General features: G+C 65.5%; 26 protein-coding genes. 16 read left to right on the top strand and 10 right to left on the bottom strand.

The features are described from left to right. Positions 1 to 172: 172 nt before the first annotated feature. Positions 173 to 571, bottom strand: coding sequence for a VOC family protein (locus tag QCE69_RS18970; protein WP_309932256.1), 399 nt, complete (start codon positions 569 to 571; stop codon positions 173 to 175). A 95-nt stretch (positions 572 to 666) separates the two neighbouring features. Here QCE69_RS18970 and QCE69_RS18965 point away from each other — a divergent pair, with 95 nt between their 5' ends. The 5 genes from QCE69_RS18965 to QCE69_RS18945 all read left to right on the top strand — a co-directional run bounded on the left by QCE69_RS18965 (position 667) and on the right by QCE69_RS18945 (position 5,024). Continuing rightward, positions 667 to 1,371, top strand: coding sequence for a YafY family protein (locus QCE69_RS18965; protein ID WP_309932255.1), 705 nt, complete (start codon positions 667 to 669; stop codon positions 1,369 to 1,371). Between the two features lie 199 nt (positions 1,372 to 1,570). Next, complete coding sequence (locus tag QCE69_RS18960; protein WP_404987406.1) at positions 1,571 to 2,386, top strand: ABC transporter ATP-binding protein; 816 nt, start codon at positions 1,571 to 1,573, stop codon at positions 2,384 to 2,386. Beyond that, complete coding sequence (locus QCE69_RS18955) at positions 2,383 to 3,219, top strand: ABC transporter permease (protein ID WP_309813872.1); 837 nt, start codon at positions 2,383 to 2,385, stop codon at positions 3,217 to 3,219. Before QCE69_RS18960 ends, QCE69_RS18955 begins: the two co-directional genes overlap by 4 nt. Before the next feature lie 38 nt (positions 3,220 to 3,257). After that, positions 3,258 to 4,133: a TauD/TfdA family dioxygenase gene (locus QCE69_RS18950; RefSeq protein ID WP_309921566.1), complete on the top strand. Its 876-nt coding sequence runs from the start codon at positions 3,258 to 3,260 to the stop codon at positions 4,131 to 4,133. Positions 4,134 to 4,136: 3 nt separating this feature from the next. Next, positions 4,137 to 5,024 carry a MaoC/PaaZ C-terminal domain-containing protein gene (locus QCE69_RS18945; protein WP_309932254.1) on the top strand — a complete coding sequence of 296 codons (888 nt, stop codon included), beginning with the start codon at positions 4,137 to 4,139 and terminating at the stop codon, positions 5,022 to 5,024. 10 nt (positions 5,025 to 5,034) lie between these two features. Here the strand turns inward: QCE69_RS18945 and fabG are convergent, their stop codons facing one another. Genes fabG through QCE69_RS18910 form a run of 7 tightly spaced genes read right to left on the bottom strand, consistent with a single transcriptional unit; the run spans position 5,035 to position 12,255 of the window. Beyond that, positions 5,035 to 5,787, bottom strand: coding sequence for a 3-oxoacyl-ACP reductase FabG (gene fabG, locus QCE69_RS18940; protein ID WP_309921560.1), 753 nt, complete (start codon positions 5,785 to 5,787; stop codon positions 5,035 to 5,037). A 26-nt stretch (positions 5,788 to 5,813) separates the two neighbouring features. Then, positions 5,814 to 6,971 carry an acyl-CoA dehydrogenase family protein gene (locus QCE69_RS18935; RefSeq protein ID WP_309932251.1) on the bottom strand — a complete coding sequence of 386 codons (1,158 nt, stop codon included), beginning with the start codon at positions 6,969 to 6,971 and terminating at the stop codon, positions 5,814 to 5,816. 2 nt (positions 6,972 to 6,973) lie between these two features. After that, positions 6,974 to 8,182 (bottom strand): acetyl-CoA acetyltransferase, encoded by a 1,209-nt coding sequence (locus QCE69_RS18930; protein ID WP_309932250.1) that lies wholly within the window; start codon positions 8,180 to 8,182, stop codon positions 6,974 to 6,976. Positions 8,183 to 8,198: 16 nt separating this feature from the next. Next, a complete protein-coding gene (locus QCE69_RS18925; protein WP_309921551.1) occupies positions 8,199 to 9,650 on the bottom strand; it encodes an OB-fold domain-containing protein in 1,452 nt (483 codons plus the stop codon). 25 nt (positions 9,651 to 9,675) lie between these two features. Further along, positions 9,676 to 10,554 carry a MaoC/PaaZ C-terminal domain-containing protein gene (locus tag QCE69_RS18920; RefSeq protein ID WP_309932248.1) on the bottom strand — a complete coding sequence of 293 codons (879 nt, stop codon included), beginning with the start codon at positions 10,552 to 10,554 and terminating at the stop codon, positions 9,676 to 9,678. Beyond that, a complete protein-coding gene (locus QCE69_RS18915) occupies positions 10,551 to 11,450 on the bottom strand; it encodes an SDR family NAD(P)-dependent oxidoreductase (protein WP_404987385.1) in 900 nt (299 codons plus the stop codon). Before QCE69_RS18915 ends, QCE69_RS18920 begins: the two co-directional genes overlap by 4 nt. A 22-nt stretch (positions 11,451 to 11,472) precedes the next feature. Beyond that, positions 11,473 to 12,255 carry a glutaredoxin domain-containing protein gene (locus QCE69_RS18910; protein ID WP_309921546.1) on the bottom strand — a complete coding sequence of 261 codons (783 nt, stop codon included), beginning with the start codon at positions 12,253 to 12,255 and terminating at the stop codon, positions 11,473 to 11,475. 160 nt (positions 12,256 to 12,415) lie between these two features. Between QCE69_RS18910 and QCE69_RS18905 the strand changes: the two genes are divergently transcribed. Genes QCE69_RS18905 through QCE69_RS18865 form a run of 9 tightly spaced genes read left to right on the top strand, consistent with a single transcriptional unit; the run spans position 12,416 to position 21,118 of the window. Then, positions 12,416 to 13,678 (top strand): acyl-CoA dehydrogenase family protein, encoded by a 1,263-nt coding sequence (locus tag QCE69_RS18905; RefSeq protein ID WP_309921541.1) that lies wholly within the window; start codon positions 12,416 to 12,418, stop codon positions 13,676 to 13,678. Beyond that, positions 13,675 to 14,361, top strand: coding sequence for a TetR/AcrR family transcriptional regulator (locus QCE69_RS18900; protein ID WP_309813904.1), 687 nt, complete (start codon positions 13,675 to 13,677; stop codon positions 14,359 to 14,361). Before QCE69_RS18905 ends, QCE69_RS18900 begins: the two co-directional genes overlap by 4 nt. Beyond that, positions 14,351 to 15,694 (top strand): AMP-binding protein, encoded by a 1,344-nt coding sequence (locus tag QCE69_RS18895; protein WP_309921538.1) that lies wholly within the window; start codon positions 14,351 to 14,353, stop codon positions 15,692 to 15,694. The genes QCE69_RS18900 and QCE69_RS18895 overlap by 11 nt, the downstream gene beginning before the upstream one ends. Continuing rightward, positions 15,691 to 16,500: an SDR family oxidoreductase gene (locus QCE69_RS18890; RefSeq protein ID WP_309921535.1), complete on the top strand. Its 810-nt coding sequence runs from the start codon at positions 15,691 to 15,693 to the stop codon at positions 16,498 to 16,500. Before QCE69_RS18895 ends, QCE69_RS18890 begins: the two co-directional genes overlap by 4 nt. Beyond that, the gene (locus QCE69_RS18885; RefSeq protein WP_309932247.1) at positions 16,497 to 17,294 is read left to right on the top strand and encodes an enoyl-CoA hydratase-related protein; all 798 of its coding nucleotides are present in this window, start codon (positions 16,497 to 16,499) and stop codon (positions 17,292 to 17,294) included. The genes QCE69_RS18890 and QCE69_RS18885 overlap by 4 nt, the downstream gene beginning before the upstream one ends. Positions 17,295 to 17,338: 44 nt before the next feature. Further along, positions 17,339 to 18,424 carry an ABC transporter substrate-binding protein gene (locus QCE69_RS18880; protein WP_309932244.1) on the top strand — a complete coding sequence of 362 codons (1,086 nt, stop codon included), beginning with the start codon at positions 17,339 to 17,341 and terminating at the stop codon, positions 18,422 to 18,424. A 10-nt stretch (positions 18,425 to 18,434) separates the two neighbouring features. Continuing rightward, complete coding sequence (locus QCE69_RS18875) at positions 18,435 to 19,322, top strand: isocitrate lyase/phosphoenolpyruvate mutase family protein (protein ID WP_309932243.1); 888 nt, start codon at positions 18,435 to 18,437, stop codon at positions 19,320 to 19,322. 3 nt (positions 19,323 to 19,325) lie between these two features. Continuing rightward, positions 19,326 to 20,591: an aconitase/3-isopropylmalate dehydratase large subunit family protein gene (locus QCE69_RS18870; RefSeq protein WP_309932241.1), complete on the top strand. Its 1,266-nt coding sequence runs from the start codon at positions 19,326 to 19,328 to the stop codon at positions 20,589 to 20,591. Next, a complete protein-coding gene (locus QCE69_RS18865; protein ID WP_309932239.1) occupies positions 20,588 to 21,118 on the top strand; it encodes a 3-isopropylmalate dehydratase in 531 nt (176 codons plus the stop codon). The genes QCE69_RS18870 and QCE69_RS18865 overlap by 4 nt, the downstream gene beginning before the upstream one ends. Positions 21,119 to 21,153: 35 nt before the next feature. On the opposite strand, the gene QCE69_RS18860 is transcribed toward QCE69_RS18865, so the two are convergent. Further along, a complete protein-coding gene (locus tag QCE69_RS18860; protein ID WP_309932238.1) occupies positions 21,154 to 21,891 on the bottom strand; it encodes an enoyl-CoA hydratase/isomerase family protein in 738 nt (245 codons plus the stop codon). A 41-nt stretch (positions 21,892 to 21,932) separates the two neighbouring features. Beyond that, entirely contained in the window at positions 21,933 to 22,964 is a 1,032-nt protein-coding gene (locus QCE69_RS18855; RefSeq protein ID WP_309932237.1) for a histone deacetylase family protein, read from the bottom strand. A 115-nt stretch (positions 22,965 to 23,079) separates the two neighbouring features. Between QCE69_RS18855 and QCE69_RS18850 the strand changes: the two genes are divergently transcribed. Both QCE69_RS18850 and QCE69_RS18845 read left to right on the top strand, forming a co-directional pair. Then, positions 23,080 to 23,571, top strand: coding sequence for an Lrp/AsnC family transcriptional regulator (locus QCE69_RS18850; protein WP_309932236.1), 492 nt, complete (start codon positions 23,080 to 23,082; stop codon positions 23,569 to 23,571). A gap of 27 nt (positions 23,572 to 23,598) precedes the next feature. Then, a complete protein-coding gene (locus QCE69_RS18845; RefSeq protein ID WP_309932235.1) occupies positions 23,599 to 24,339 on the top strand; it encodes a dienelactone hydrolase family protein in 741 nt (246 codons plus the stop codon). Positions 24,340 to 24,344: the final 5 nt, after the last annotated feature.

Below are 24,344 nucleotides of genomic sequence, written 5' to 3'. Positions count from 1 at the left end.
CCGCCAATATGAGTTGCGGCGACATGTGCTGATGACGGGTTGCAACGGCGTTGGCTTATGCTCGAACACGATGATCGCTCAACCCCTTCGCTCAGCACGAACTTTCCGCTTATCGGCACTGAATGGGAAAAGTTGAGCGTAATGACATGAACCAAACGACCCAAGGCAGGAACTACTTCCTCGCAAACCTTTGCGATGCTTCCGGCGTAACCGGCGTGAAGAAGTTGATGAGATTGCCGTCGGGGTCACGGAAGAGCAGGGAGCGGTTGCCCCATGGTTGCGTGACGGGCGCCTGCTCGATGCGAGCGCCCATTGCCTGCAGCTTCTCGTAGTCGGCGTCGGCGTCCTCCACGCGGAATTCAATGATGACCGAGCGATTGCTCGCCGCCGTCGCAGCGCCGGCAAAGAACTGCTGCATCGTCCGGGTGGTGCCGATCGCCAGCGTGCAGGACGGCGACTGGAGTTCTGCAAACTCGTCGGCCAGCCATGTTGCGGTCAGGCCGAGCTGCTCATAGAAACGGACGAGCCCGGCGATGTCGTCGGTGATAATGCGGGTTGAAACGAAGTCCATGTTTTCCTCCGTGATGGGATCGCACCAGAATGGTGTGCGACGTCACGGCCATCCTACAAAGGTGCTGTTGCCACCGTGTTGTCAGCAGCGAACGCATGCGCCGATCCGACCGCCTCTTCCAGCTCATCCAGATCCTGCGACGCGCACGGCGTCCCGTCATCGCGCGTAGTCTCGCCGAGGAACTCGAGGTGTCGACCCGCACGGTCTACCGGGACATCGCGGACCTGATGGCGCAGCGCGTGCCGATTCGTGGCGAGGCCGGGACAGGGTATGTACTCGATCGTCAATACGACATGCCGCCTTTGATGCTGACCGCCGAGGAACTGGAGGCGGCCGTGCTCGGCGCACAATGGGTGGCGCAGCGTAGCGACGCCGTGCTCTCGCGGGCAGCGAACGACCTCATCGCGAAGATCGCGGCCGCGGTGCCCGACCATCTCCGGCCCTTCATCGCAGACCCGACGATCGGCGCGGTGGCGCCGCTCACGGTCTCCGCCGACACGCTCGACATGAGCCGCTTGCGCGAGTCGATCCGCGACGGCCGCAAGCTGCGGATCCGCTATCGCGACGAAGCAGAACGCATGAGCGAGCGGACGATCTGGCCGCTAATCATCGGCTATGCGGATGCCGCGCGTCTGCTGGCTGCCTGGTGCGAGTTGCGGCAGGCCTTCCGACACTTCAGGTCCGACCGGATCGTGAGCATCCACTTCCTCGATGAACGGCACGGCGAACGCAGGCTGATGCTGGTCGCGCGCTGGAAGCGGTATATGAAGGAATCGCGTGGCGTGGATCTGTCTCCTTAGACAACCGCGCGTCATGATTGACGGGCCCGCCCCCGCCCGCGTAAACACCTACCCGCTTCTATTGACGCCCAACATACGCGTCAGTATGATTTCCCTCACGACATACTCATGAGTATGTATTTGAAGATGCCACTTCGCCCGCCAGCCGGGCTTCCTCGTTGTCTGATGTTCAAGGAGAGCTTCCGCCGTCATGGATCGCATGCCCACAATGTCGCTCTCCGGCAGCGAGCCGCGTGCGCCGCTCCCCGCCCTCATCCAGATCGACGGTCTGCAGAAGCATTACCGCACCCGCAGCGGCGATTCGGTGCAAGCCCTCGGTCCCATCGACCTGACCATCGACCGGGGTGAATTCATTACCGTCGTCGGGCCCTCGGGATGCGGCAAGTCCACGCTTCTCAAGATGCTGGCCGGTCTCATCCCGCGTACTTCCGGCACCATTCGCGTCAATGGACAGGCCATCGACGGTCCGCAGCGCGATATCGGCGTCGTGTTCCAGAGTCCGGTCCTGTTGCCGTGGAAGACCACCTTCGACAACGTCATGCTGCCCGCCACGGTGCTCAAGCTCGATCGCGAGGCGACCGGCGCGCGTGCCAGGCAATTGCTCGACATGGTCGGTCTGGCCGATTTCGCAAACCGCTATCCGAACGAGCTGTCGGGCGGCATGCAGCAGCGCGTTGCGATCGCCCGCGCGTTGGTGCACGACCCGGCCGTGCTGCTGATGGACGAGCCCTTCGGCGCGCTCGACGCCATGACGCGCGAAACCATGAACGTCGAAATCCGGCGCATCTGGCGCGAGTCCGGCAAGACGGTGCTGTTCGTCACGCACTCGATTCCCGAAGCGGTGTTTCTCGGCAGCCGCGTGCTGGTGCTGTCGAGCCGTCCGGGCTGCATCGCTGAAATCGTCGATGTCGAGCTGCCCGCGCAACGCGATCTCGATGTCATGACCACCGAACGCTTCGGCTCGTACACGCGCCGCATCCGTCAACACTTCCAGGCCAAGGGATTCATAGAATGAGCGCCGAACTCGCGATTCCGCATTCGCCGCCGACGCCGCGCCGTCAGGCATTCGCCATGTTGAAGCAACATCCGGAATGGATCTGCGTGCCGGCGCTGTTCGTGCTGGTCGTCGCCGTGTGGGAAATCGGCTTCATGCTGGCAGCGGTGCCCATCTACATTGCGCCGGCGCCTTCCGACATCTTTCACGCGCTCGTCAACGGCCTCTCGTCCGGACTCTTCATCAGCAACGGCCTGACCACGCTCGCTGAAGCGCTGCTCGGCTTCCTGCTGGCGACCATTCTCGGCATCATGCTCGGCGCGGTGATCGCGCAATCGCGCTTCGTCGAGAAGACGCTCTACCCCTATCTGATTGCCATCCAGACCACGCCGAAGGTGGCGATCGCGCCGCTCTTCATCATCTGGTTCGGCTTCGGCATGACGTCGAAGGTCATCATGGCGGCGGTCGTCGCGTTCTTTCCGATCCTGGTCAACGTGATCGTCGGGCTGCGTTCCACCGATATCTCCCGCATCGAACTGATGCGTTCCCTGCAGGCGAGCCGCTGGCAGATCTTCACGATGGTGCGCCTGCCGAGCGCCGCGCCGATGATCTTCGCCGGCCTGCACATCGCGGTCATCTTCAGCGTGCTGGGTGCGATCGTCGGGGAATTCGTCGGCTCGCGCAAAGGGCTGGGCAATCTCATCATGCAGCTGAACAACAACCTCGACACCGCCGGCGTGTTCGCTGCGCTCGTCGTGCTGTCCGGGATGGGCATCGTGCTGCATCTGCTGATGCACATGCTGCAGAAGAAGCTGTTGTTCTGGTCCGAGCAGCAGCAGATCGCGCAGGTCTGATCGCACCCGGTCCAACGTCACATCACACGGATTCCATCATGACGTTCACGTTGAAACCTCTTGCGTCGGCGATCGGCGCGGAAGTGGTCGGGCTCGATCTGCGCACAGCGATCGACGACGACACCATCGCCGCGTTACGCGACGCCTGGCATCGTCATACGATCCTGCTGTTTCGCGGCCAGTCGCTCGATCATGCGCAGCATGTTGCGTTCAGCCGCCGCTTCGGCGCGCTCGACGATCACGCTTCCATTCCGCGCTTCCGGCATCCGGAGCATCCGGAAATCCTGCTGGTGACCAATCACGAAGCGGGCGGCAAGCGGCTTGCGGTGGGCCGGCAATGGCACTCCGATCTGTCGACCACCACGCGTCCCGCCAAGGGTTCGCTGCTGTATTGCTCGGTGCTGCCGCCGGTCGGCGGCGACACCATGTTCTGCAACATGGTGCGGGCGTGGGAGACGCTTTCGCCTGGCCTTCAGTCGATGCTCGACGGCCGCTGGGCGCTGCATGACATGACCATCGCGCGCGAGACGCGGGCGAACCGCACGCCGGAAGATCTCGCCGACATTCGCCGGCGCAACCCGCCCGTGTTTCAGCCGGTCGCGCGCGTGCACGACGAAGCAGGTCACAAGGCGCTCTACGTGAGCGAGATGACGACGGTTTCCTTCGAGGACATGACGCGCGCCGAAAGCCGGCCATTGCTCGAGTACCTGTATCAGCACAGCGTGCAGCCGGAGAATGTCTATCGGCACCGCTGGCAGGTCGGCGATCTGATGATGTGGGACAACCGCAGCGCCATGCATATCGCACTCTCCGACTACGACCAGACGCAGCCGCGCATGATGTATCGCACCACGCTGCTCGGCAATCCGAGCGGACGCGTCGCCGAAGAAGCGGCGCTCGCGCTCGCCGCCTGAAGCATGCCTGCACACGCGCCGCTGGATCCGGCGCAACTGCTGAACTGGCCGATCGACGCCCTCTCGCAGCGCTACACCGCCCGTGACGTCATGTTCTACGCGCTGTCACTGGGCATCGGCCAGGCGCCGCTGGACCCGGCACAACTCGCTTACGTGTATGAAGAAGGCCTCGCTGTATTGCCGGCCTTCGCCACCGTCCTCGCCGATCCGGGCCCCTGGCTCGGCGATCCGCGTCTCGGGCTCGACTGGCCCGGCATGCTGCATGGTGCGCAGCGCATCGAGCTTCATCGTCCGCTGGCAACCGCTGCACATGTGCGCAGCGAAAGCCGTGTGGTGACCGTGGAGGATCTCGGCCGCGAGCGCGGTGCGCGCGTCGTGACGAGACGCAAGCTGTTCGATGCCGACGATGGCGCGCCCATCGCCACGCTCGACATGACTTCGATCCTGCGCACCCATGGAGGATTCGACTCCACTCCTCGCGTGCGTGAGGCAGCGCAACGCGACGAGCGTAAAGCCGCAAGCCGTCATGCATTCGATTACACCGTGCCGCCGCAAACCGCGCTTCTGTTTCGCCTGAACGGCGACATGAACGGCCTGCATGCCGATCCCGCCATCGCCCGCGCGGCAGGATTCGCGCAACCCATCCTGCATGGCATGGCGAGCTTCGGCATCGCGGGCTACATGCTGTTGCGCGCGCTCGAACGGCACGCCGTCGAACTCCGCGAAATGGAAGCGCGTTTCAGCGCGCCCGTGTTTCCAGGGGACACGCTGCGCATCGAAGCATCCAGCCGTACCTGCGTTGAAGGCGATCACCTCTCTTTCGACGTGTTTGCCCTCGAACGCAACGTGAAGGTCATGACGCGCGGGGCCGCGCGCTTCGGCCCCGCCTGACGCCCGAGTCTCAGTATCGGCCGCCGGAGACGTGCAGGAGATCGCCGCTTACATAGCTCGCGCGTTCGGACAGCAGGAATGCCACCGCATCCGCGACATCGGACGGGTTGCCCATGCGCGGCACCGGCGTGGTCTTCTCGGCGGCTTCGCGCACCTTGTCGTAGTGAGGCAGATCGCGCACCGCCTGCGTGTCGATGATGCCCGGCGCGATCGCATTCACGGTCACGCCAAAGCGCCCGTTCTCCAGCGACATCGCCCGCGTGAAGCCGATCAGTCCCGCCTTGGCCGCCGAGTAGTTCGCCTGCCCCGGATTGCCCAGATGCGCACGCGACGAGATATTGACGATGCGTCCCCACCGCTGGCCTTCCGCCGTCATGTGCGGCAACACGGCGCGCGTACACAGGAAGGCGCCCTTCAGGATGACATCGACAACGCTGTCCCAGTCGCCGACGCCCATCTTCGTGATGCGCATGTCGCGGGTGAATCCCGCATTGTTCACGAGCAGGTGCACGCTGCCCCATGTGTCCGCCACCGCCTCGACCATGTCGTTGACCGATGCTTCGTCGGTGACATCGACGGCATACGCGCGCGCCTCCACGCCCATCGTCTGAAGCTTGTCCGCTTGTGCCCGCGCGCCGGCTCCATCGCGATCGACCACCGCGACGCGCGCGCCTTCCATCGCCAGACGCTCGCCGATTGCCGCGCCGATGCCGCGCGCCCCTCCGGTGACGATCGCCACCTTGTCCCTGAGTCCGAGATCCATTCCGCCGTTTCCCTGTTTTTATGAAGTCATGACGCCGCGGCACGCCGGGCGAGTTCCTTGCCGATGATGATCTGCTGAATCTGCGTCGTGCCTTCGTAGATGCGGAACAGCCGCACGTCGCGGTAGAAGCGCTCCACGGCGCTGTCGCGCATGTAGCCCGCGCCGCCGTGAATCTGCACGGCGCGATCCGCGATGCGGCCGACCATCTCCGAGCAGAACAGCTTGCAGCACGACGCTTCGAGCGAGACACGCTCGCCCGCGTCATACCGGCGGGCGACGTCGCGCAGCATGCATTCGGCAGCGTAGAGATCGGTCTGGCTGTCGGCGAGCATGGCCTGGATCAGCTGGAAGCTGGCGAGCGGCTCGCCGAACTGCGTCCGTCCGACCGCATACTGCGTGGCCTCGTGAAGAATGCGCCGCGCCTGGCCGACACACACCGAGGCAACATTGATGCGGCCGCGATCGAGCGACTTCATGGCCGTCACGAATCCCCGGCCAGGTTCGCCGCCGATGATCGCGCTCCGCGGCACCCGCACGTTTTCGAAGTACACGTCCGCCGACCAGGCGCCCGCCTGACCCATCTTCTTGTCCTTCGGGCCAACGGTCACGCCCGGCGTATCCGCCGGCACGAGGAACGCGGTGACGTGCGCGTTCTTCGGCAGCCGTTCCGGATGCGTGCGGGCCATGACGAGAAACAGCCCCGCAACCGGCGCATTGGTGATGTAGCGCTTGCTGCCGTCGATGACCCAGCTGTCGCCGTCGAGCACCGCGCGCGTGCGCAGCGCCGCGCTGTCCGAGCCCGAATCGGGTTCGGTGAGGCAGAAGCTCGTGATGACTTCGCCGCTCGCGATCTTCGGCAGCCAGTGATCCTTCTGCGCCTCGGTTCCGTCCATCAGGATGCCTTGCGAGCCGAGCCCGAGATTGATGCCCACCGCCGAGCGGAAGGCCGCCGAGGCCCACGTCAGCTCGATGATGATCTCGATCTCTTCCGCGCAGACGAGCCCGAGGCCGCCGTACGCTTCGGGCGTCGAGAGTCCGAACAGACCCATCTGGCGAAAGTTGTCGAGGATGCCGGGCGGAATGCGGTCTTCTTCAGCGACCTGCTGCTCCAGCGGCACCAGCTTCTCGCGCACGTAACGGCGCACGGAGTCTTTCAGTTGTTCGAGGGTTTCGCGGTCGAGCATCGTCAGGCTCCGGCCAGGCCGACAATCGCGACCGCACTGACGTTCTGGTTCGGCATGCCGCCGAGGTTGTGCGACAGCGCGAACACCGGCGGCTTGCGCACCTGCCGCTTGCCGGCGCGGCCCAGCAATTGCAGATAGTTCTCGTAGATCATGCGCAGTCCCGATGCGCCGATCGGATGCCCGAAGCACTTCAGCCCGCCGTCGATCTGGCATGGATTGGCGCCGTCCGCGTCGAAGCGGCCGTCGAGCACGTCGCGCCAGCCTTCGCCGGGCTCGCTCACGTGCAGATCTTCCATCGTCACGAGTTCGGTGACGGAGAAGCAGTCGTGGACTTCCATCAGGCTCAGTTGCTCGCGCGGCTTCGTGATACCCGCTTCGTCGTAGGCGCGTTGCGCGGCAATACGTGTGGTATGGAAATAGCTGCCGTCCCAGCCCGCGCCCTGCAGTTCCCAGCCGTTCGATACCGCGAGTTGCAGCGCCTTCACCGTCACGAGCTCGCCGCCCTTGCCGAGCGCGCGGGCGATCTCCGGCGTCGTGACGATCGCGCAGGCCGCGCCATCCGACACGCCGCAGCAGTCGTACAGGCCGAGCGGCTCGGCGACCATCGGCGCGTTCAGCACGGTGTCCATGTCCACGGCACGGCGCAGATGCGCCTTCGGATTGTTGACGCCGTTCGCATGGCTCTTGACCGAGACGTGCGCCATGGCGCGTTTGAGATCGTCACGCGAGACGCCATGCCGCGCGCGATAGGCGCCGGCAAGCTGGGCGAAGTTGCCGGGCGCCGATCCCACCACGCCGATCATGTCGAACGTGGTGCCGCGCGTGCGCACCGGCAGGCCGCCGTAGCCCGTGTCCTTCAGCTTCTCGACCCCAAGCGCGAGCGCGATGTCGGCCGCGCCCGAAGCGACCGCATAGACCGCGCCGCGAAAGGCCTCGGTGCCCGACGCACAGTAGTTCTCCACTTTCGTGACCGCAATGTCGTGCAGCCGCAGCGCCATGGCGAGCGGAATGCCCGACGGCCCGATGTTCATCGCGTCGAAGCCCACCGACAGCCACGCCGCGTCGATCTGCGCGGTCTCGACGCCCGCATCGGCGAGCGCCTCCGTGTAGGCCTCGACCATGAGATCGTTGGCATCGTCGTTCCAGCGCTCGCCGAAGCGCGCGCAGCCCATGCCGAGTATTGCTACCTTGTCCCGAATGCCTTTGGGCATGTTGATTCGCTCCTTGTCAGGCGGGCATCGCCTTCCAGAAATATTTGACGAAGCCGCGCCGCTCATCGACGGACTTGATTCGAAAGCTCATGCGCATGGCCCGGCCGACTTCAATCTGATCCGCATCGGCGTCCGTGAACTCCGCCAGCATGCGGCCGCCGCCGTCAAACTCGACCATGCCGTAGCAGCCCGGTGGATCCGGCGTGAAGGCCAGCCGGTCCGCCGTGAAGGTCAGCACGCGCGCGGTGCGTTCGGCGAGCGGATAAGGTTCGAGCGTCGCGCTGCGCGCATCGTGCGATCCCACGGCGATGCCGGTCGGCGGGTACTGCACCGCGCCGCTTTCCGGATCGCGCCCGCCGACCAGGCCGAGCACCGCCGACCGGTTGCGATACAGCGCGGTGAGCGGCTGCTTCTGCTCGAACTCGGCGCGCATGCCGGTATCCAGCCCGATGCCGCCCGTGAAGAACAGATACTTGAGGTAGTTCGCTTCGGGCTTGCCGCGCGCGAGCCAGCCCGACACGCCGCGCTTCGTCGCGTTCGTCTGGGCGGCGATGGCGGGCGTGGTCTCGAAGATCAGCACGTCCGCGCCCTGGCCGAAGCCGAGCAGCACGATCCGCTCACCCGGCTGCGCGCGTTCGAGCGCATGCGCCAGCAGCACGAGCGGCTGCGCGCAGCCGGCATGACCGAGCGTGGCGCCGAGCGTGTCCACGATGGCGCTCGCCGGCACGCCGCAGGTCCGCGCCAGCGCTTCGGCGACGCCACGCACCGGAATCGGCACGATCAGCCGATGCACGTCCTCGCCGGCCAGGCCGAACTTCGCGAGCGCCTGCGTCAGCGCGTCGCCGGCAATGCGGCCGTAGCCTTCATCGCGGACCCAGCGCGCTTCCCAGCCGTAGTCGAAACTGGCGTCGCTGCCGCGGAAATGATCGACGAAATCGACCGAGACCGAATGGCTGCCGATGAAGCGCGCAATCGCTTCGCCGCGACCCAGCACGAACGCGGCGGCGGCATCGCCGTTGATCAGTTCCGCCTCCGAGGCAGGCTTCGCGGCCGCGCGCTCGGATGCGATGCAGAGCGTGTGCGCGGCATCGGCCGAGGCTACCCCGCGCAATGCCTGGATCAGCGCGCCCGTGCCCGCTTTCTGGCTGCCGGTGATGTCCTGGGTGAACACGTCGTCGGCGAGATTGAGTGCTTCCTTCACGATGCCGGCATTCTGACGGTCCGCGAACGGCAGACTCGTCGAGGCGAGCATCAACGTGCCGATTTCCCCGCGCGCCGCTTCGGCGGCGGCGTCGCGCGCGGCTTCCACCGCGAGCGTGAGCGCGTCTTCGTCCCAGTTCGCCATCGCCCGCTCGCCTTTGCCATGCGCCTTCAATGCCGGCGCGAACCACGCGTGCGCCGCGCTCACCGACGCGCGTTGCAGGCGCAGACGCGGAACATACGCGCCGCAAGCCAAGATTCCAATCATTGCTGTATCCGTCAGGTTGAAGGCTTCAATGCCATTGAAAGCGGCCATTGCCGAGGACGACCGCATCGCGTTCCGCGACGCGCGCGACGAACGACGCCTCGCCCGCGCCAGTGACCCAGATGTCGGTGACGATCGTCTCGCCCGGATAGACCGGCTTCGAGAAGCGGCAGTCCATGCGCGAGAAGCGGACGGCGTCGCCGTCGCACAAGGCGTCGGTCAGCGCGCGCGCCGCCACGCCGTAGGTGCACAGGCCGTGCAGGATGGGCCGCGCAAAGCCCGCCGATTCGGCGATATGCGGATCGATATGCAGCGGATTGCGATCGCCGCTCAGCCGGTACAGCAACGCCTGATCGTCCCGGGTGGCAAGCGCGACCGACTTGTCCGGCGCGCGTTCCGGCAGCGCGTGCGGCGTTGGCGCCGCATCGTCATGCGGGCCCGCCGAGCCGCGTCCGCCGTCGCCACGCAGAAAAGTGGCGCGACGTTCGGTCGCGAGCAACCGGCCGCTCTCGCTCGCATACAGGTCGCGCCGCGAGTACAGCAGCGCGCCCTTGTCGGCGCCCTTGTCGACGATGCGCTCGACCCTCAGCACGCTTCGGATGCTGCCTTCGCAAGGCAAGGGCGCGAACACTTCCAGCGACTGCTCCGCGTGCAGCACCTTGCGCCAGTTCACGCCGTATTGCGGTTCCTTCAACCAGAAGCCGGGCCAGGCGAGCACCACTGCCATCGTCGGGCAGACCTGCAGCCGGTCTTCGTAGACGTATCGCAAGGTGGAAGCCGAGGTCGCCGCATCGCTGCCGACACCGATGCCCAGCGCATACAGCATCACATCGCGCACATCATGCGTCGCGACGGTCTCGCGCGGCGGCGCTGCCACGAGGCGCGCGGGTTCGAACGCGGCGTTCATGCCGGATCCCACGCGAACACATCCGATGAGCGCTGCAAGGGCTGCAAGGTCGGGCGGAACGCGGGCAGCAGATCCGAGGCGAGCGTATCGACACTCCAGCCTTCGGCACGCTGCATCGAACGCACCGGACGCGGCAGGGAAAACAGGAAGATTTCGTTCTTGCGCGCGCAGAACACCTGCCCGGTGACGTCCTTCGCCAGGTCGGAGCACAGGAACGCGGCAAGCGGCGCCACCTTGTCGGCGGACATGGTCTTGAGCCGCTCCACGCGCGCCTTGTCCGCTTCGGTTTCCGCCGGGATCGATGCCGTCATGCGGCTCCACGCGAACGGCGCGATGCAGTTGGAACGCACGTTGTAGCGCTGCATGTCCAGCGCGATCGACGTGGACAGGCCGACGATACCCATCTTCGCCGCCGCATAGTTCGCCTGGCCCAGGTTGCCGACCAGCCCTGACGTCGACGTGAAATGAACGAACGCGCCGCTGCCCTGCTCCTTGAAATGAACGGCCGCCGCTTTCGATACGTAGAAATAGCCGTTGAGATGCACATCGACGACGTCGCGCCATTCGGCATGGCTCATCTTGTGGAACATGCGGTCGCGCAGAATGCCGGCGTTGTTGACCACGGCATCGATGCGGCCGAAGTGCTGCACCGCATCCTCGACGATGGACGTCGCGCCCTGCTCGTCGGCGATGCTGGCCGCATTCGACACCGCGCGCCCGCCGGCCTTTACGATCTCCTCGACCACCTCCGCACCAGGATTCGGCTCGTTGCCATCCGCACCGCCATAGTCGTTCACGACCACCGCCGCGCCCTCGCGCGCGCACAGCAGCGCAATCTCCCGGCCAATGCCGCGTCCCGCCCCCGTTACCGCCACTACCTTGTCGATCAGGTTCACGTCGTCTCCGTTGTTGAAGGCATTATTTGTCGTCGTCCCACGCTTTTTCGGGCAGCGGCAGGCCGGCGAGGTCGGCGGGCGTGAACGGCTCGCGGACCGCATGGCCTTGCGCCTCGATTACGACCGTCAGTTGCCGCGCGTGCTGCATCGCATGCCAGGTTGTGCGCTCGAGCACTTCGTGCAGGGATTGCTCGCCCCAGTAGGTGGGCTGCATGGCAGAGAAGTCGTCGTCGCGATGCATCTGCCACCAGCGGTTGAAGCGCGCGAGCACCGCTTCCCCGTAGGTCAGTACGTCCTGGCCCGGCACCACTTCATGCGTGCCGCGCATCGTCATTTCGTAGGTGAGTTCGCGCTGTTCCTCGACCGCTTCGAGATACGCCTCGACCACGCGGAATACGTGATGAGCCAGCCCGCGCGGCGGCGCCCAGCTGTTGCGGAACGGACCGTCGAGCACGTCGTCCGGCAACTGCTTCACGAAGCCAAGCGCCTTCATGATGGTGAGGTTGACCCGCTCCGCCAGCGTGGCGGGCGTCAGCCGCGTGTCGTCGGGGATATCGAGTTCGAGGAAGGTCTTGATGTCCGCAAGCGACTGGCAGTACACATAGCGCGTCCCGATCGCGAGCACCGGCACGCTGCGGGCGCCGAGACTGCGCAACTCCTCCATCGCGCCCGCCTGCGCCGCCACGTTCACCGATTCGAACGCGATGCCATGCCGCGTCAGAAACTCCTTGGTACGCAGACAGCTTGAACAACCCGGCGCCCAGAACACCCTGAGCGGCTGTGCAGCCGTTTCCTGTGCGTGCATCGCGTGTCTCCTGTTGATCGGTTTGCAGCCTCCGGGGCGGGCTTTCCCTGCCCTGCGCGCTGTTGACCGAAAACATACTCGTTAGTATGATGCGTTGACCGAGCATACTACACAGTATTTTTTTGGGTCAACCGTTTCGAACCTGGCAGGGTCCTGGCGAATGAATATTTCCGAACGCGCAGCCGTTGCAGCAGAGAGTGAAGAGAGGGCGCATGAAGAGCCCGCAAACGGCGCCACGCGCGGCATCCGTCCGACGCGTGAAGTCGTGTGGCAGCCGCAGTTGAACGCTGCGGAAGCGCATTGGCGCGATCTTGCCGCTGAGTTGTCCGCCACGTACTTCGCACCGCTTGCGGCCGAGATCGATGCGAGTCAGCGCTATCCGCTCGAGACCGTGCAGCGCCTGCGCGACAGCGGCATCGCCAGCATGGTGCTGCCCGCGCGCCACGGCGGCGGCGGCGCGAGCCTGGTCGCGTATTGCGCGGTGGTGGAAGAGATCGCGCAGACCTGTGCTTCGACGAGCGGCATCGTCGCCACCATTCAGCTCGGCGCGGCGCCGCTCCTGTTGCTGCGCGACGAGGCGCTCAAGAGCGAACTGCTGCGCGGCCTCATTGAGCGCGGCGAAGCCATTTCGTTTGCGTTGAGCGAACGCCACGCGGGCTCCGATCCCGCGTCGATGCAGACCCTCGCGACGCCTGAAGACGGCGGCTGGCGCATTCGCGGCGAGAAGTGCTGGATCGGCGGCGGCGGCGCCGCGCACTGGTATGTCGTGTTCGCGCAGACCCAGGCGGGCGCGGGCAAGCACGGCATCGCCGCGTTTCTCGTCGATGCAAAGGCGCCCGGCGTCGACGACAGCCAGCTCGAAGACAAGATGGGCATGCGCGGCACCCGCACCGCGACGATCGAACTCGATACCTGGGTCGCACAGGCGCGCATGCTCGCGCCGCCAGGCGATGGCCTGCGCATGGCGTTCGGCTCGCTCGATGTGGGCCGCATCGGCGTGGCCGCGCAGGCTTGCGGCATGGCGCTGGCCGCTTTCCGCCTGGCTGTGGAGTATGCTGCGAAGCGGCGCACGTTCGGTCAGTTGCTGATCGATCATCAGGCGCTCGGTTTCAATCTCGCCGATCTCGCGGCCCGCCTGTCCGCAGCCCGCGCCCTCACCTACGAAGCGGCGCGCGCCCATGACAACGGCCTCGACGTTTCCGTGCTGGCCGCCCAGGCCAAGCTGATCGCGAGCGAAACGAGTCACGACGTGATCGATGCCGCGCTGCAGATCTTCGGCGGCGCGGGTTACGTGAAGCCGAATCCGGTGGAACGTCTGTACCGCGACCAGCGTGTCACTGAAATCTACGAGGGCACTTCCGAGATCCAGCGCCTGCTCATCGCGCGCGCGATCCGTGCTCAGGCAACAGGAGAATCCGCATGACGGTCGAAGTCGAATCCCGCCCGGCGCGCAGCCGCGCGGCTCAGCCGAAAGCATCGAAGTCCGCCGACGACGACAGCAGCAGCGTCGCCCAGATCCTGCACGCGGCGGCGAGCGCGTTCATGCTCAAGGGCTACGCCGCCACCAGCATCGACGATGTCGCCGAGGTGCTCGGCTGCACCAAGGGCCGCATTTATCACCACTTCAAGAGCAAGGCCGACCTGTTCTTCCAGGTGCACGGCGCGGCCATGCAGATGGTCACGAACGCGGTCGCCACGGCGGCGGAAGGCGTCGCCGATCCCATCGCCCGCATTGCCGCGATGTCCCGCGCGCACGTGCTGATCATCATGAGCAACATCGAGTTCCAGTGCGTGGTCGTGCAGGGTCTCGACATGCATCTGCACGGCCAGACCACGCCGGCGCAGCGCAAGGTGCTCAAGGAGTTCCTGGCCATGCGCGACCGGTATCAGGCCTTGTTCGTCGGCGCGATCGAAGAGGCGATGGCGGCGGGGTCGTTGCCGCAGCAGGACACGCACGTCGTCGTGAAGGCGCTGCTCGGCGCGCTCAACTGGACGACGATCTGGTATCGCCCGCGCCGCACCGAAACCGTCGCGGAGCGCAATGCCACCGCCGACAGCGTGGCCGCATTCTGCGTGCGCGGACTGGGAGCGACGTATGCAGGCTGACACGCTCACGCCGACGGATACGCCGCGCGACGCCTGCGAGACCTGGACGCGTGAAGCAATCGGCGCCTATCAGCTCGGGCGCCTGCGCGAGCAGCTCGACTACGTCGGCGAGCACAGTGTGTACTACCGTCGCCTGTTCGCGGAACACGGCTTTCGCGCGGCGCAGCTGACGAGCCTCGACGATTTGCGCGCGCTGCCGTTCACCCGCAAGCGTGACTATGTGGATTCGATCGGCCGCGTGCCGCCTTATGGCGAGTTCCAGGCCGCCGCGCCCGCCGACGTGCGGCGCATCCACTTTTCCTCGGGCACCAGCGGCGCGCCCGCACCGCAATACTGGACCGAAGCCGACCTGGATCGCTGGGCAGGCCTGTACGCACGCTATGCCCATGCGCAGGGCGTGCGGCCCGGCGACGTCTACCAGTGCCTGTTCGGCTATGCATGGTTCGTCGGCGGCCTTGGAGCGACAGCGGGCTACCAGAAGCTCGGCGCGACCTGCATTCCCGGCGGCAGCGCCGACTCCGAAAGACAGATCCGCTCGATCTTCGAATACGGCGTCAGCGTGATTACCGCGACGCCTTCCTTCGTCGCGCATCTGGCCCAGACCGCGCGTTCGATGGGCCTCGACGCACGCGAGTCTCCGGTCCGGCACATCATGCTCGGCGGCGAGACCGGCGCGAGCGTGCCGGCCACGCGCGAGCGTCTCGAAGCCGAATGGAACGCGAAATGTTTCGATGCGTACGGCAGCCTCGAATTCCAGACCATCGGCCAGGACTGCCATGTACAGAGCGGCCCGCATCTCGCGGAAGACTTCGCGTACGCGGAAATCGTCGATGACGAGGGTCAACCGGTTGCCGACGGCACGCCGGGCGTGTTGGTGCTGACGCATCTGGACAAGCAGGCGGGTCCGCTCGTGCGCTGGTGGACCGGCGATGTCGTCGTGCGCGACAGCAGCCGCTGCGCATGCGGACGGACGCACGCGCGTCTGCCCGGCGGCGTGCGCGGCCGTGCCGACGACATGCTGGTCATCCGCGGCGTCAACGTGTTTCCCTCGTCGGTCGAGCAGATCGTGCGCGGCTTCGAGGGACTCAGCAGCGAGTATCAGATCGTGCTCGATCCGTCCGTATGCGATGCCCGCACCGGCTTCCTGACCGGCTTCCGCTTGCGCGTCGAACTGGAAGGCGCGCCACTCGGCGCGGACGTGGCAGAACGGCTCGCGCATGAGATCCGCGAGAAGCTGCAAGTCCGCGCGAGCGTCGATATCGTGCCGGCCGGAAGCTTGCCGCGCAGCACGCACAAATCGAAGCGCGTGGTCCGCGAAGGGCTCGACACGTGAATGCGTCCGCGCCGGTCCTCGCCCCGTCCGCACTGCGCGGCAAACGCATTTATGTGACCGGAGCGGGCTCGGGCATAGGACGCGCCATTGCGTGCCGGGCCGCGGCGCTGGGCGCCACGGTCGGCGGTTGTGGCCGGCATGCCGAAGGCCTTGCCGAGACCGGCCGCATGATCGCGAACGCGGACGGTACGTTCCTTTACGACATCTGCGACGTGCGCGACGCCGAGGCCCTGCGCTCCGTGCTGCACGCCTTCGCGGGCGAACACGGCCTGGACGGCCTCGTGAACAACGCAGGCGGCCAGTTTGCCGCGCGTGCCGAACAGATCTCGCCCAAGGGCTTCGCGGCTGTCGTCGATCTCAACCTCAATGCGGTATTTGCCGCATCGCGCGCCGCGCACGACGCGATGCCGCGCGGCGGCGCAATCGTCAACCTGTCGATCTGTCCCGCCGAGCGCGGTGGTCTCGGGCTGGCGCATGCGGTCGCGGCGCGCAGCGGCGTGGCCGGACTGACGCGCGCGCTCGCGCTGGAATGGGGCGGACGCGGCATTCGCGTGAACAGCGTGGCTCCAGCGGCGGTGGAAACAGAAGCGTTCGTCGCGTCCTATGGCGCCGCTGCAAGCCAGGCGCTCGGCGCCGCAACGCCGCTCGGCCGCAATGCGAGCGTCGGCGAGATTGCCGAACTCGTGGCGTTCCTGCTGAGCGATGCGGCAGCGCTCATCACCGGACAACTGCTGCGCATCGATGGCGGCGCGTTTCTCGGCGCGCCGCTGGACCTTCGCCCCGTGCACGAGGAGACATTGGCATGAGCGACGAAACCACAAGCGACACAGGCGCTTCCGTGCGCTGCGAACGGCATGGCGCTGTCCTGCTGATCCGGTTGAACCTGCCGGACAAGCGCAATGCCCTCGTGGCCGAACTGCGTGAAGGCCTGATCGCGGCGCTCGAGTCCGCGCAGCAGGACGAGGCGTGCCGCGCGATCGTCGTCACGGGCAACGGTACGAGCTTCTGTGCGGGCGGCGATCTCGACGGCCTGCGCGATCACGATCCGCTCAACGTGCGTGCGCGCATGAGGCGCGGCCAGCAGCTGATCCGCCTGATCGCGGCCGGCGACAAGCCGGTCATCGCCGCCGTCAACGGCGCGGCGCACGGCGCGGGACTGTCGATCGCGGCGGCGTGCGATTTCGTCGTCGCAAGCCAGACGGCGAAGTTCGGCGCCGTGTTCGGCAAGCTCGGCCTGATGGCGGACTTCGGTCTGCTGTGGACGCTGCCGCGCCGCATCGGCATGGCGCAGACCCGGCGCGTGCTGTTCGCGAGCCGCGTGCTCGATGCCCGGGAAGCGGCCACGCTCGGCCTCGTGGATCAGCTTGCCGAACCCGCTGCGCTGCTCGCCGATGCCCTCGCGCTCGCCGAGTCGTTCTGCGACGCCGCCCCCGTCGCCGTGGCGATGACGAAGGCCGCGCTCGCCAAGCCCATCGAGTCCCTGGACGCCGCACTCGCGCTCGAGCTCGAAGGCCAGACCCTGCTCTTTTCCACCGAGGATTTCGTCGAAGGCCGCAGCGCATTTCGTGAGCGCAGAACGCCGCAATTCAGAGGCCGCTAACAGACACCACGGCCCCATTCATAAAAAGCAAGGAGACACGCATCATGACCCGTTCGACCCGCGCCCGCCTGACGCTGTGCGCCCTCGCCGCTTCACTCCCGCTCGTCGCGGCGCCAGGCATCGCTCTCGCGCAGGACATGCAGAAGATCACGATGGCGGTGGGCACCACGGTCATCGATGCATCGCAGGCCAACAACACGTCCATCCCGCTCTACACCAAGTGCTGGCAGAAGCAGGGCCTCGACGTGACCATCCAGCCGATCAACTCGACCGCCGGCATGCAGGCAGTGCTCTCGGGTCAGGCGCAGTTCGTCAACATGGCGCCCGGCGCGGCGATCGTCGCGCGCTCCAAGGGCGCGCCGATCAAGGCGGTCTATCTGAACATCCGCCACAACTTCCAGTTTCCGGTCGTGCTGGATTCGAGTCCGATCAAGAGCATCAAGGACTTCAAGGGCAAGACCATCGGCGTGATTTCCTATGGCGCGGTGCTCGTCAACATCATCAAAGGACAGATCGCCGAGGCGGGTCTCGACCCGGACAAGGACGTGACCTTCGTCGAGACCGGCACCGGCGCGCAAGCCATTACGGCGCTGCGCAGCGGCAAGGTCGATATCTGGGGAACCTGGGATTCGCAGATTGCGCTGGCGGAAGACGTGGGCCTCAAGCTGCGTGTGTTCAAGTCGCCTTCCGCCGAGAAGCTCACGTTCGGCAGCGCCTATTTCGTGCGCGATGACTACACCAGGTCGCATCCTGACGTGATCGAAAAGCTGCTGCGCTGCGTCGTGCAGGGCACGCAGATCACGATGGCCGATCCGCAAGGCGCCATCCGTGCGCACTGGGAAGAGTTTCCCGCCAGCAAGCCTACGGGTCTTTCGGACGCGGCCGCGATGAAACAGGCACTGGCGCTCGTCAACATGCGCATGAACTACCTGAAGACGGACGCGGGCGAAAAGATGGGCGAGACGCCTTCCGCATCGGCCGCCGCCATGGTCGATTTCCTGAAGGCGAACAAGCAGCTCGCGGGGCCGCTCGATCCGAAGGATGTGTACACCAACCAGTTCATTCCCGCCGCCAACCAGTTCGACTCGCAAGCGGTCAAACAGGCAGTGGCGACGCTGCCGAAGTCGTGAGGCCAGTCATATGAGTTCTTCTTTGTCGCAGGATGCAAGCAAGGGGGCGCGCGTGCGCGCCATGCTCGCGAGACGCGAGGCGGTGGCGGTGCCGGGCACGCACGACGCCCTCGGCGCGATGCTCATCGAAGCCGCGGGCTTCGAGGCCGTGTACATGTCGGGCTATTGCGTGGCGGCGAGCCGCGGCAAGCCGGACATCGGCCTCATCAGCGGGTCGGAGATGATCGCGCAGGCTGCGCAGATCGTCGCGGCGGTGAATCTGCCGGTGATCGCCGATGCGGACACCGGCTACGGCGATGTGTCCAACATCGCGGAAACCGTGCGCGCACTCGAACGCGCGGGCGTGGCGGCGATGCACCTCGAAGACCAGATGTCGCCGAAGCGTTGCGGCGCGATGTCAGGCAAGGCGCTCGTCGACGATGCCGAGATGGCCGGCCGGCTGCATGCCGCGTTGCTCGCGCGCCGTTCGCCGGACTTCCTCGTCATCGGACGCACGGATGCGGTGGCGCTGCACGGCGTCAGCGAGGCGATCCGCCGTCTGAAAGCCATGGCCGAGCTCGGCGTCGATGCGGTGATGGTTCCGTCGCTGTCGTCGCTGGACGAGTGCCGCGCAGTGGCCGAGGCGGTGAACATCCCGGTCATCCACACGGTCGCTGAAACCATCCGGCCGTTGCAACCGCAGCGCGAACTGGCGCAGACCGGACTGGGCATGTCGCTCTATCCGATCACGCTCATTCAAGGCATCGTCGGCTGGCAGCGTACGCTGCTGGAACGCCTGAAAGAGGAAGGCAGCACCGCTGCGATGGTGCCGGACATGGCGCCGCTCGCGCAGATCACCGAGATGCTCGGCGCGTCGCACTATGCGGCGTTCGAGCGCCAGGTCGTGAAGGGAGCGTGATCCATGGCCGCAACGCTGGTACAAAAAATTCTGGCGCGTGCAAGCGGGCGCGCGCACGTCGAACCGGGCGAAGTGATCTGGGCAACGCCCGATCTGACGACGATGCCCGAGGTGTCGTATCCCGCGTATGTGAAGCGGCTCGCGGATATTGGCATCGACACGCTTGCGCATCCTGAGCGCCTCGTCGTTGCCATCGACCACGAGACGCCGGCGCACAGCGTGGCCGCCGCCGATCGCAACCGTCTCACGCGGCAACTCGCCGTGAAGATGCAGGTCGGCCATCTCTTCGACAGCGAAGGCATTACGCATCCGCTGACCATCGAACGCGGGCTGGTGGCGCCCGGCATGTTCGTCGCGGGCGCCGATACGCATACGCCGGGACTCGGCGGCGTCGGCGCGCTGGCGATTCCTTTCGGCATCGAAGTGACCATGATCATGGCGACCGGTCGCATCTGGCTCAAGGTGCCCCGGACGATCCGCGTGCGCGTGCACGGCGTGCTGCCTGCGGGCGTCACGGCGCGTGATGTCGTGCTGCATGCGATGCGGCTCATCGACGCGGACGAGGCGAACGAGAGCGTCATCGAATACAGCGGGACGGCCATCGAACGGCTTTCCGTGCCGGAGCGCTGTACGATTTCCGGCCTGAGTGTCGATATGGGCGCCGATGCGGGCGTGGTACCCGCGGATGCACGCACGCTCGATTATTTGCGCGAAGCGGGCATGCAAGCACCCGCGCTCCTTCGCGGCGATGATGACGCGCCCTGCCTGCGCACGATCGACATCGATGCCGGCACGCTCGAACCGCTCGTCAGCATTCCGCCCTCCCCCACGCACGTGCGCACCGCGGCGGAACTGGGCGGTATCGAGATTCAGCACGCGTATATCGGTTCATGTGCATCCGGGAGTCTCGCTGAACTGCGCGCGGCGGCTGACGTATTGAAGGGACGAAAAGTCCACGACAACGTGAAGCTGCTGGTCATTCCCGCCACGCGGCGCGTGCATGAACAGGCAATGGCCGAAGGCGTGCTGGGCGTGCTGATGTCGGCCGGCGCGCAGATCGCGCCATCGACGTGCGGACCCTGCTTCGGCGGCCTTGCGCAACTCGCGGCGGGCGAGGTGCGCATCAGCACCAGCACGCGCAACGACCCTGGCCGCATGGGCAGCCCCGACGCGCATATCTATCTGGCGAGCGCGCTGACGGTCGCCGCTTCGGCGCTTGCGGGCCGGGTAGCCGATCCGCGCGCCTTCCTGCAGGAGACCGTTGCATGACCGCCCCGCTGACGACGACAGGCCGAGTCTGGAAACTGCCCGACGATGTGTCGAGCGACGCGCTCATCTCCGCGAATCATGTCTTCAACTACGACCCGCGCGTGCTGCGCAAACACCTGCTGCATGAGGTGCGCCCCGAGATCGCCGAAGAAGCCCGGCCCGGCGACATGCTGATGGCCGGGAAGCGCTTTGCTCACGGCAGTCAGCACAGCCATCCGTTTCTTGCCATGAAAGAGATTGGCCTGGGATTGCTGGCGATGCGGCTGACGCGTGCGCCATATCGCATCTCGGTCTACATGGGCGTGCCCTTCCTCGAGATTTCCGCGGCTGAATACGATGCCATCGCCGATGGCGAAACGTTGGAGATCGACTATCGAAATGGAGTCATCCGGCAGACGGCGAGTGGCGTCGTGCATCGCGTGCCGACCTTGCCGCCGTTCGTGATGGACATCGTGTCGGCGGGCGGTGGCCTCGCTTATTTGCAGGCGCAGGCGTCGCCGGTAGGGAACGGGGTGCGGGGTGCCTGAGCGCACAGGCTCGTGAACGCTGCAGCCGGTCTTCGTCAGGCAAGGATCGTCTGCAGCTCGCCGTCCGGCCCGTACTCCAGACCAGACGATACGCCTTCGATACCGTTCAAAAACTGCTTGATCGCGCGCGGCTTCGCCGGCGACGTGGCGAGCAACTCTTCGACCAGCGCATCGGTGACGTTTTCGAGTTCGGTGTCCACCGTGAACTCGTTCGCGATGCCCCAGTTGTAGGCCTTCACGCCATCCAGGAAGCGTGAGCGCATGACCAGGTCCTTGGTCCTGCCCGTCCCTATCAGCCGATGCAGCCGCCGCATGCTCTCATATCCTGGCAGATGGCCATCGTGCAGCGCCGGCAAGGCATAGACCGTGGACTCCGTGGCTACCCGGAAGTCGCACGCCAGCGACAACTCGAAAGCGCTGCCGAAGCAATGACCCCGGTTTGCTGCAATCACCGGCTTGCTGCAGCGCGAAGGCGCGCTCAATGCAAAAACCAGTTTCGATGCGTTCTGCATGGCGGCATGGCTCAGGCCGAACGCGTCCATGCCATTGGAGAAGTGTTCCCGCGAACTTCGCAGCACGATGATCTGAACGACCGGATCACGATCCAGCGCTTCGATGACGGCACGAATCTGTACGTGCTGCGAGAGGGACATGACGTTGAACGGCGGCCGGTCGAGCACGATGTCGGCGCGCACGCCCTGCATGCTGGTTTCGACACGAAAGCCGTCGAGGTCTGACAGACAGTCGGAAGAGAGATACACAAGCCGGTTCATATGCTCACCTTTTGCCATGCGCTTGCGGGAAGCAAACAGCTTCACGCGCGTCCTTCGAAGCCCAGCAGTACGTTCACGGCATTGACCCCGATCTCGTCGACCATGTAGCCGCCTTCCATGACGAAGAGCGTCGGCAGCCCGAACGTCGCGATCCTTCGGCCGATGCGCGTGAAGTCAGGCGTGCTCAGACGGAAATGGCCTATGGCGTCGCTTTCGAACGTATCGACGCCCAGCGAGACGATCAAGGCATCGGCGCCATGCTGTGCAATCGCGACGCCGGCTTGCAGCAGCGCGGGTTCGTAGAGATCGAATGTCGTCGCGCGCGGCAGCGGGAGATTGAGGTTGCTTCCCACGCCCTCACCCGCGCCACGTTCATCGGCATGGCCCGAGAAATACGGGAACGACACGCCGGGGTCTCCGTGGATGGAGACGAACAGCACGTCCTTGCGTTCATAGAAGATGTCCTGCGTGCCGTTGCCGTGATGGAAGTCGATGTCCAGGATGGCCACGCGCCGCGCGCCCAGTTGAACGCAGCGCTGTGCCGCAAGCGCCGCATTGTTCAGATAGCAGTAACCGCCCATGTACTCGCGCCCCGCGTGATGACCCGGTGGCCTGCACAATGCGAATGCGGCATTCGTGCCTTTGGACAAGACTTCGGCGCCCGTCAGCGCCGAGTTTGCGCTGGCGGACACGGCGTCCCATGTCCCTGCGTTGATGGGCGATCCGGCGTCCATCGAAAACAGGCCGAGCTTGCCGTCGATGAATTGCGGCATGGCCGTGGCAGGCAGCCCCCGAACGGGCCATACCAGCGGCAAGGCCTGACAGGTGCGGCCCGTGGCGGTCCACTCGTCCCACGCATGAGCCAGAAATTCAACATACCTTTCGCTATGCGCGCCGACATAGTGATGACGCTCATAGTGGGTCGGGCTGATGACCTCGCCCAGTTCCGCCGCCTTGACCTGACGAAGTATCGCTTCTGCACGAACCGGTTTTTCGAAGGACTCGGAGATCGCGCCGTCCTTCAGTTCGACACCTTGATGAAGACTGTGATGGCTGCTGTAGATGGTAAGCATGGTGAACTGCCGTGCTGAGACTGCCTTAAGTCTAGTCACGCGTGGACGCACTCATTTTGCTTTTGGATGCGAGAAAGCCTACACTATTAGAACGTTTGTCTACGGATCGGGCCCAATGAGCACAAACCGTTCAAGACCTGTCATGGATCCGGTCGACCGGTCCATGCTGCGCCTCCTTCAGAATGACGGCACGCTTTCCAATGCCGCGCTTGGCGAACAGCTTTCCTTGAGCGTCACGCCATGCTGGCGGCGACGCAAGCACCTCGAAGACCAGGGGGTGATCACAGGCTATCAGGCCAACCTCAATCGACGCGCCATTGGCCTGGACCTGCTGGCCTTCGTGCATATCCGCATCAATATCCATTCCGACAAGACCGCCGATAACTTCGAGGCCGTCATGCGCGGCCGGCCGGAAGTGCTGTCCTGCCACAAGATCACCGGCGACGCGGACTACATTCTTCAGGTGGTGACACCCGATCTCGACGCATACGGCGACTTCATCGAGCGTGTGTTGCGCAAGCAGGCGGGCATTGCCTCAATTCAGTCGAGCGTCGCGCTGCGTGAAGTCAAGTCGTCGTGGAAATACCCGATACCCGACGAGTCGTGACGGCTCGTTCATCGCAGGAGAAACAGCTTGCCCACGGAACAAGTCATCATCCCGACCGCTGACGGAATGTGCCCCGCGTATGTCATGTCGCCGGACGGCGTCGGACCCTGGCCTGCCGCGATCTTCTACGGCGATGCCGGCGGCATCCGGCCGGCCATGCTGGACATGGCCACGAAGCTCGCGGACGCGGGCCATGTCGTCTTGCTGCCGGACCTTTACTATCGGTTTGGTCCTTATGAGCCGCTTGTGCCCAAGGAAGTTTTCAAGGGCGACGTGAAGGCCATCCTCGGCCCGCTCATGGCGACGACAGGAATCGACAAGGCCTCCAGCGATACCGGCGGCTTCCTGGCCTGGCTCGACACGCGCAAGGACATTGCGCACGGCAAGCTGGGCGCAGTGGGTTTCTGCATGGGCGGCGGCATGGCTATCGCTGCGGCGGCCACGTTCCCCGAGCGCTTCGCGGCGGTCGCCAGCTTTCACGGCGGCAATCTGGCAACCGACGCGCCAACGAGCCCGCATTTGCTCGCAGGCAGTCTGGACGCGCAGGTGTATATCGCGAGTGCCGACAACGACGACAGCTACCCACCGGCGATGGCTGCCCGTCTCGAAGAGTCGTTGATCCATGCAGGCGTCCACTACCGCGCCGAAACCTACCCTGGCGCCTTGCACGGCTGGATGGTCCCAGACTTTCCCGTGTATGACCCGAACGCGGCTGAGCGAGGCTGGCACGCGCTGTTCGACTTGTTCAAGCAGACGCTCCGAGCTTGAACCGG

Source organism: Caballeronia sp. LZ032 (assembly GCF_031451315.1).
Lineage (GTDB): Bacteria > Pseudomonadota > Gammaproteobacteria > Burkholderiales > Burkholderiaceae > Caballeronia.
This window is presented reverse-complemented; position numbering and strand designations above follow the sequence as displayed.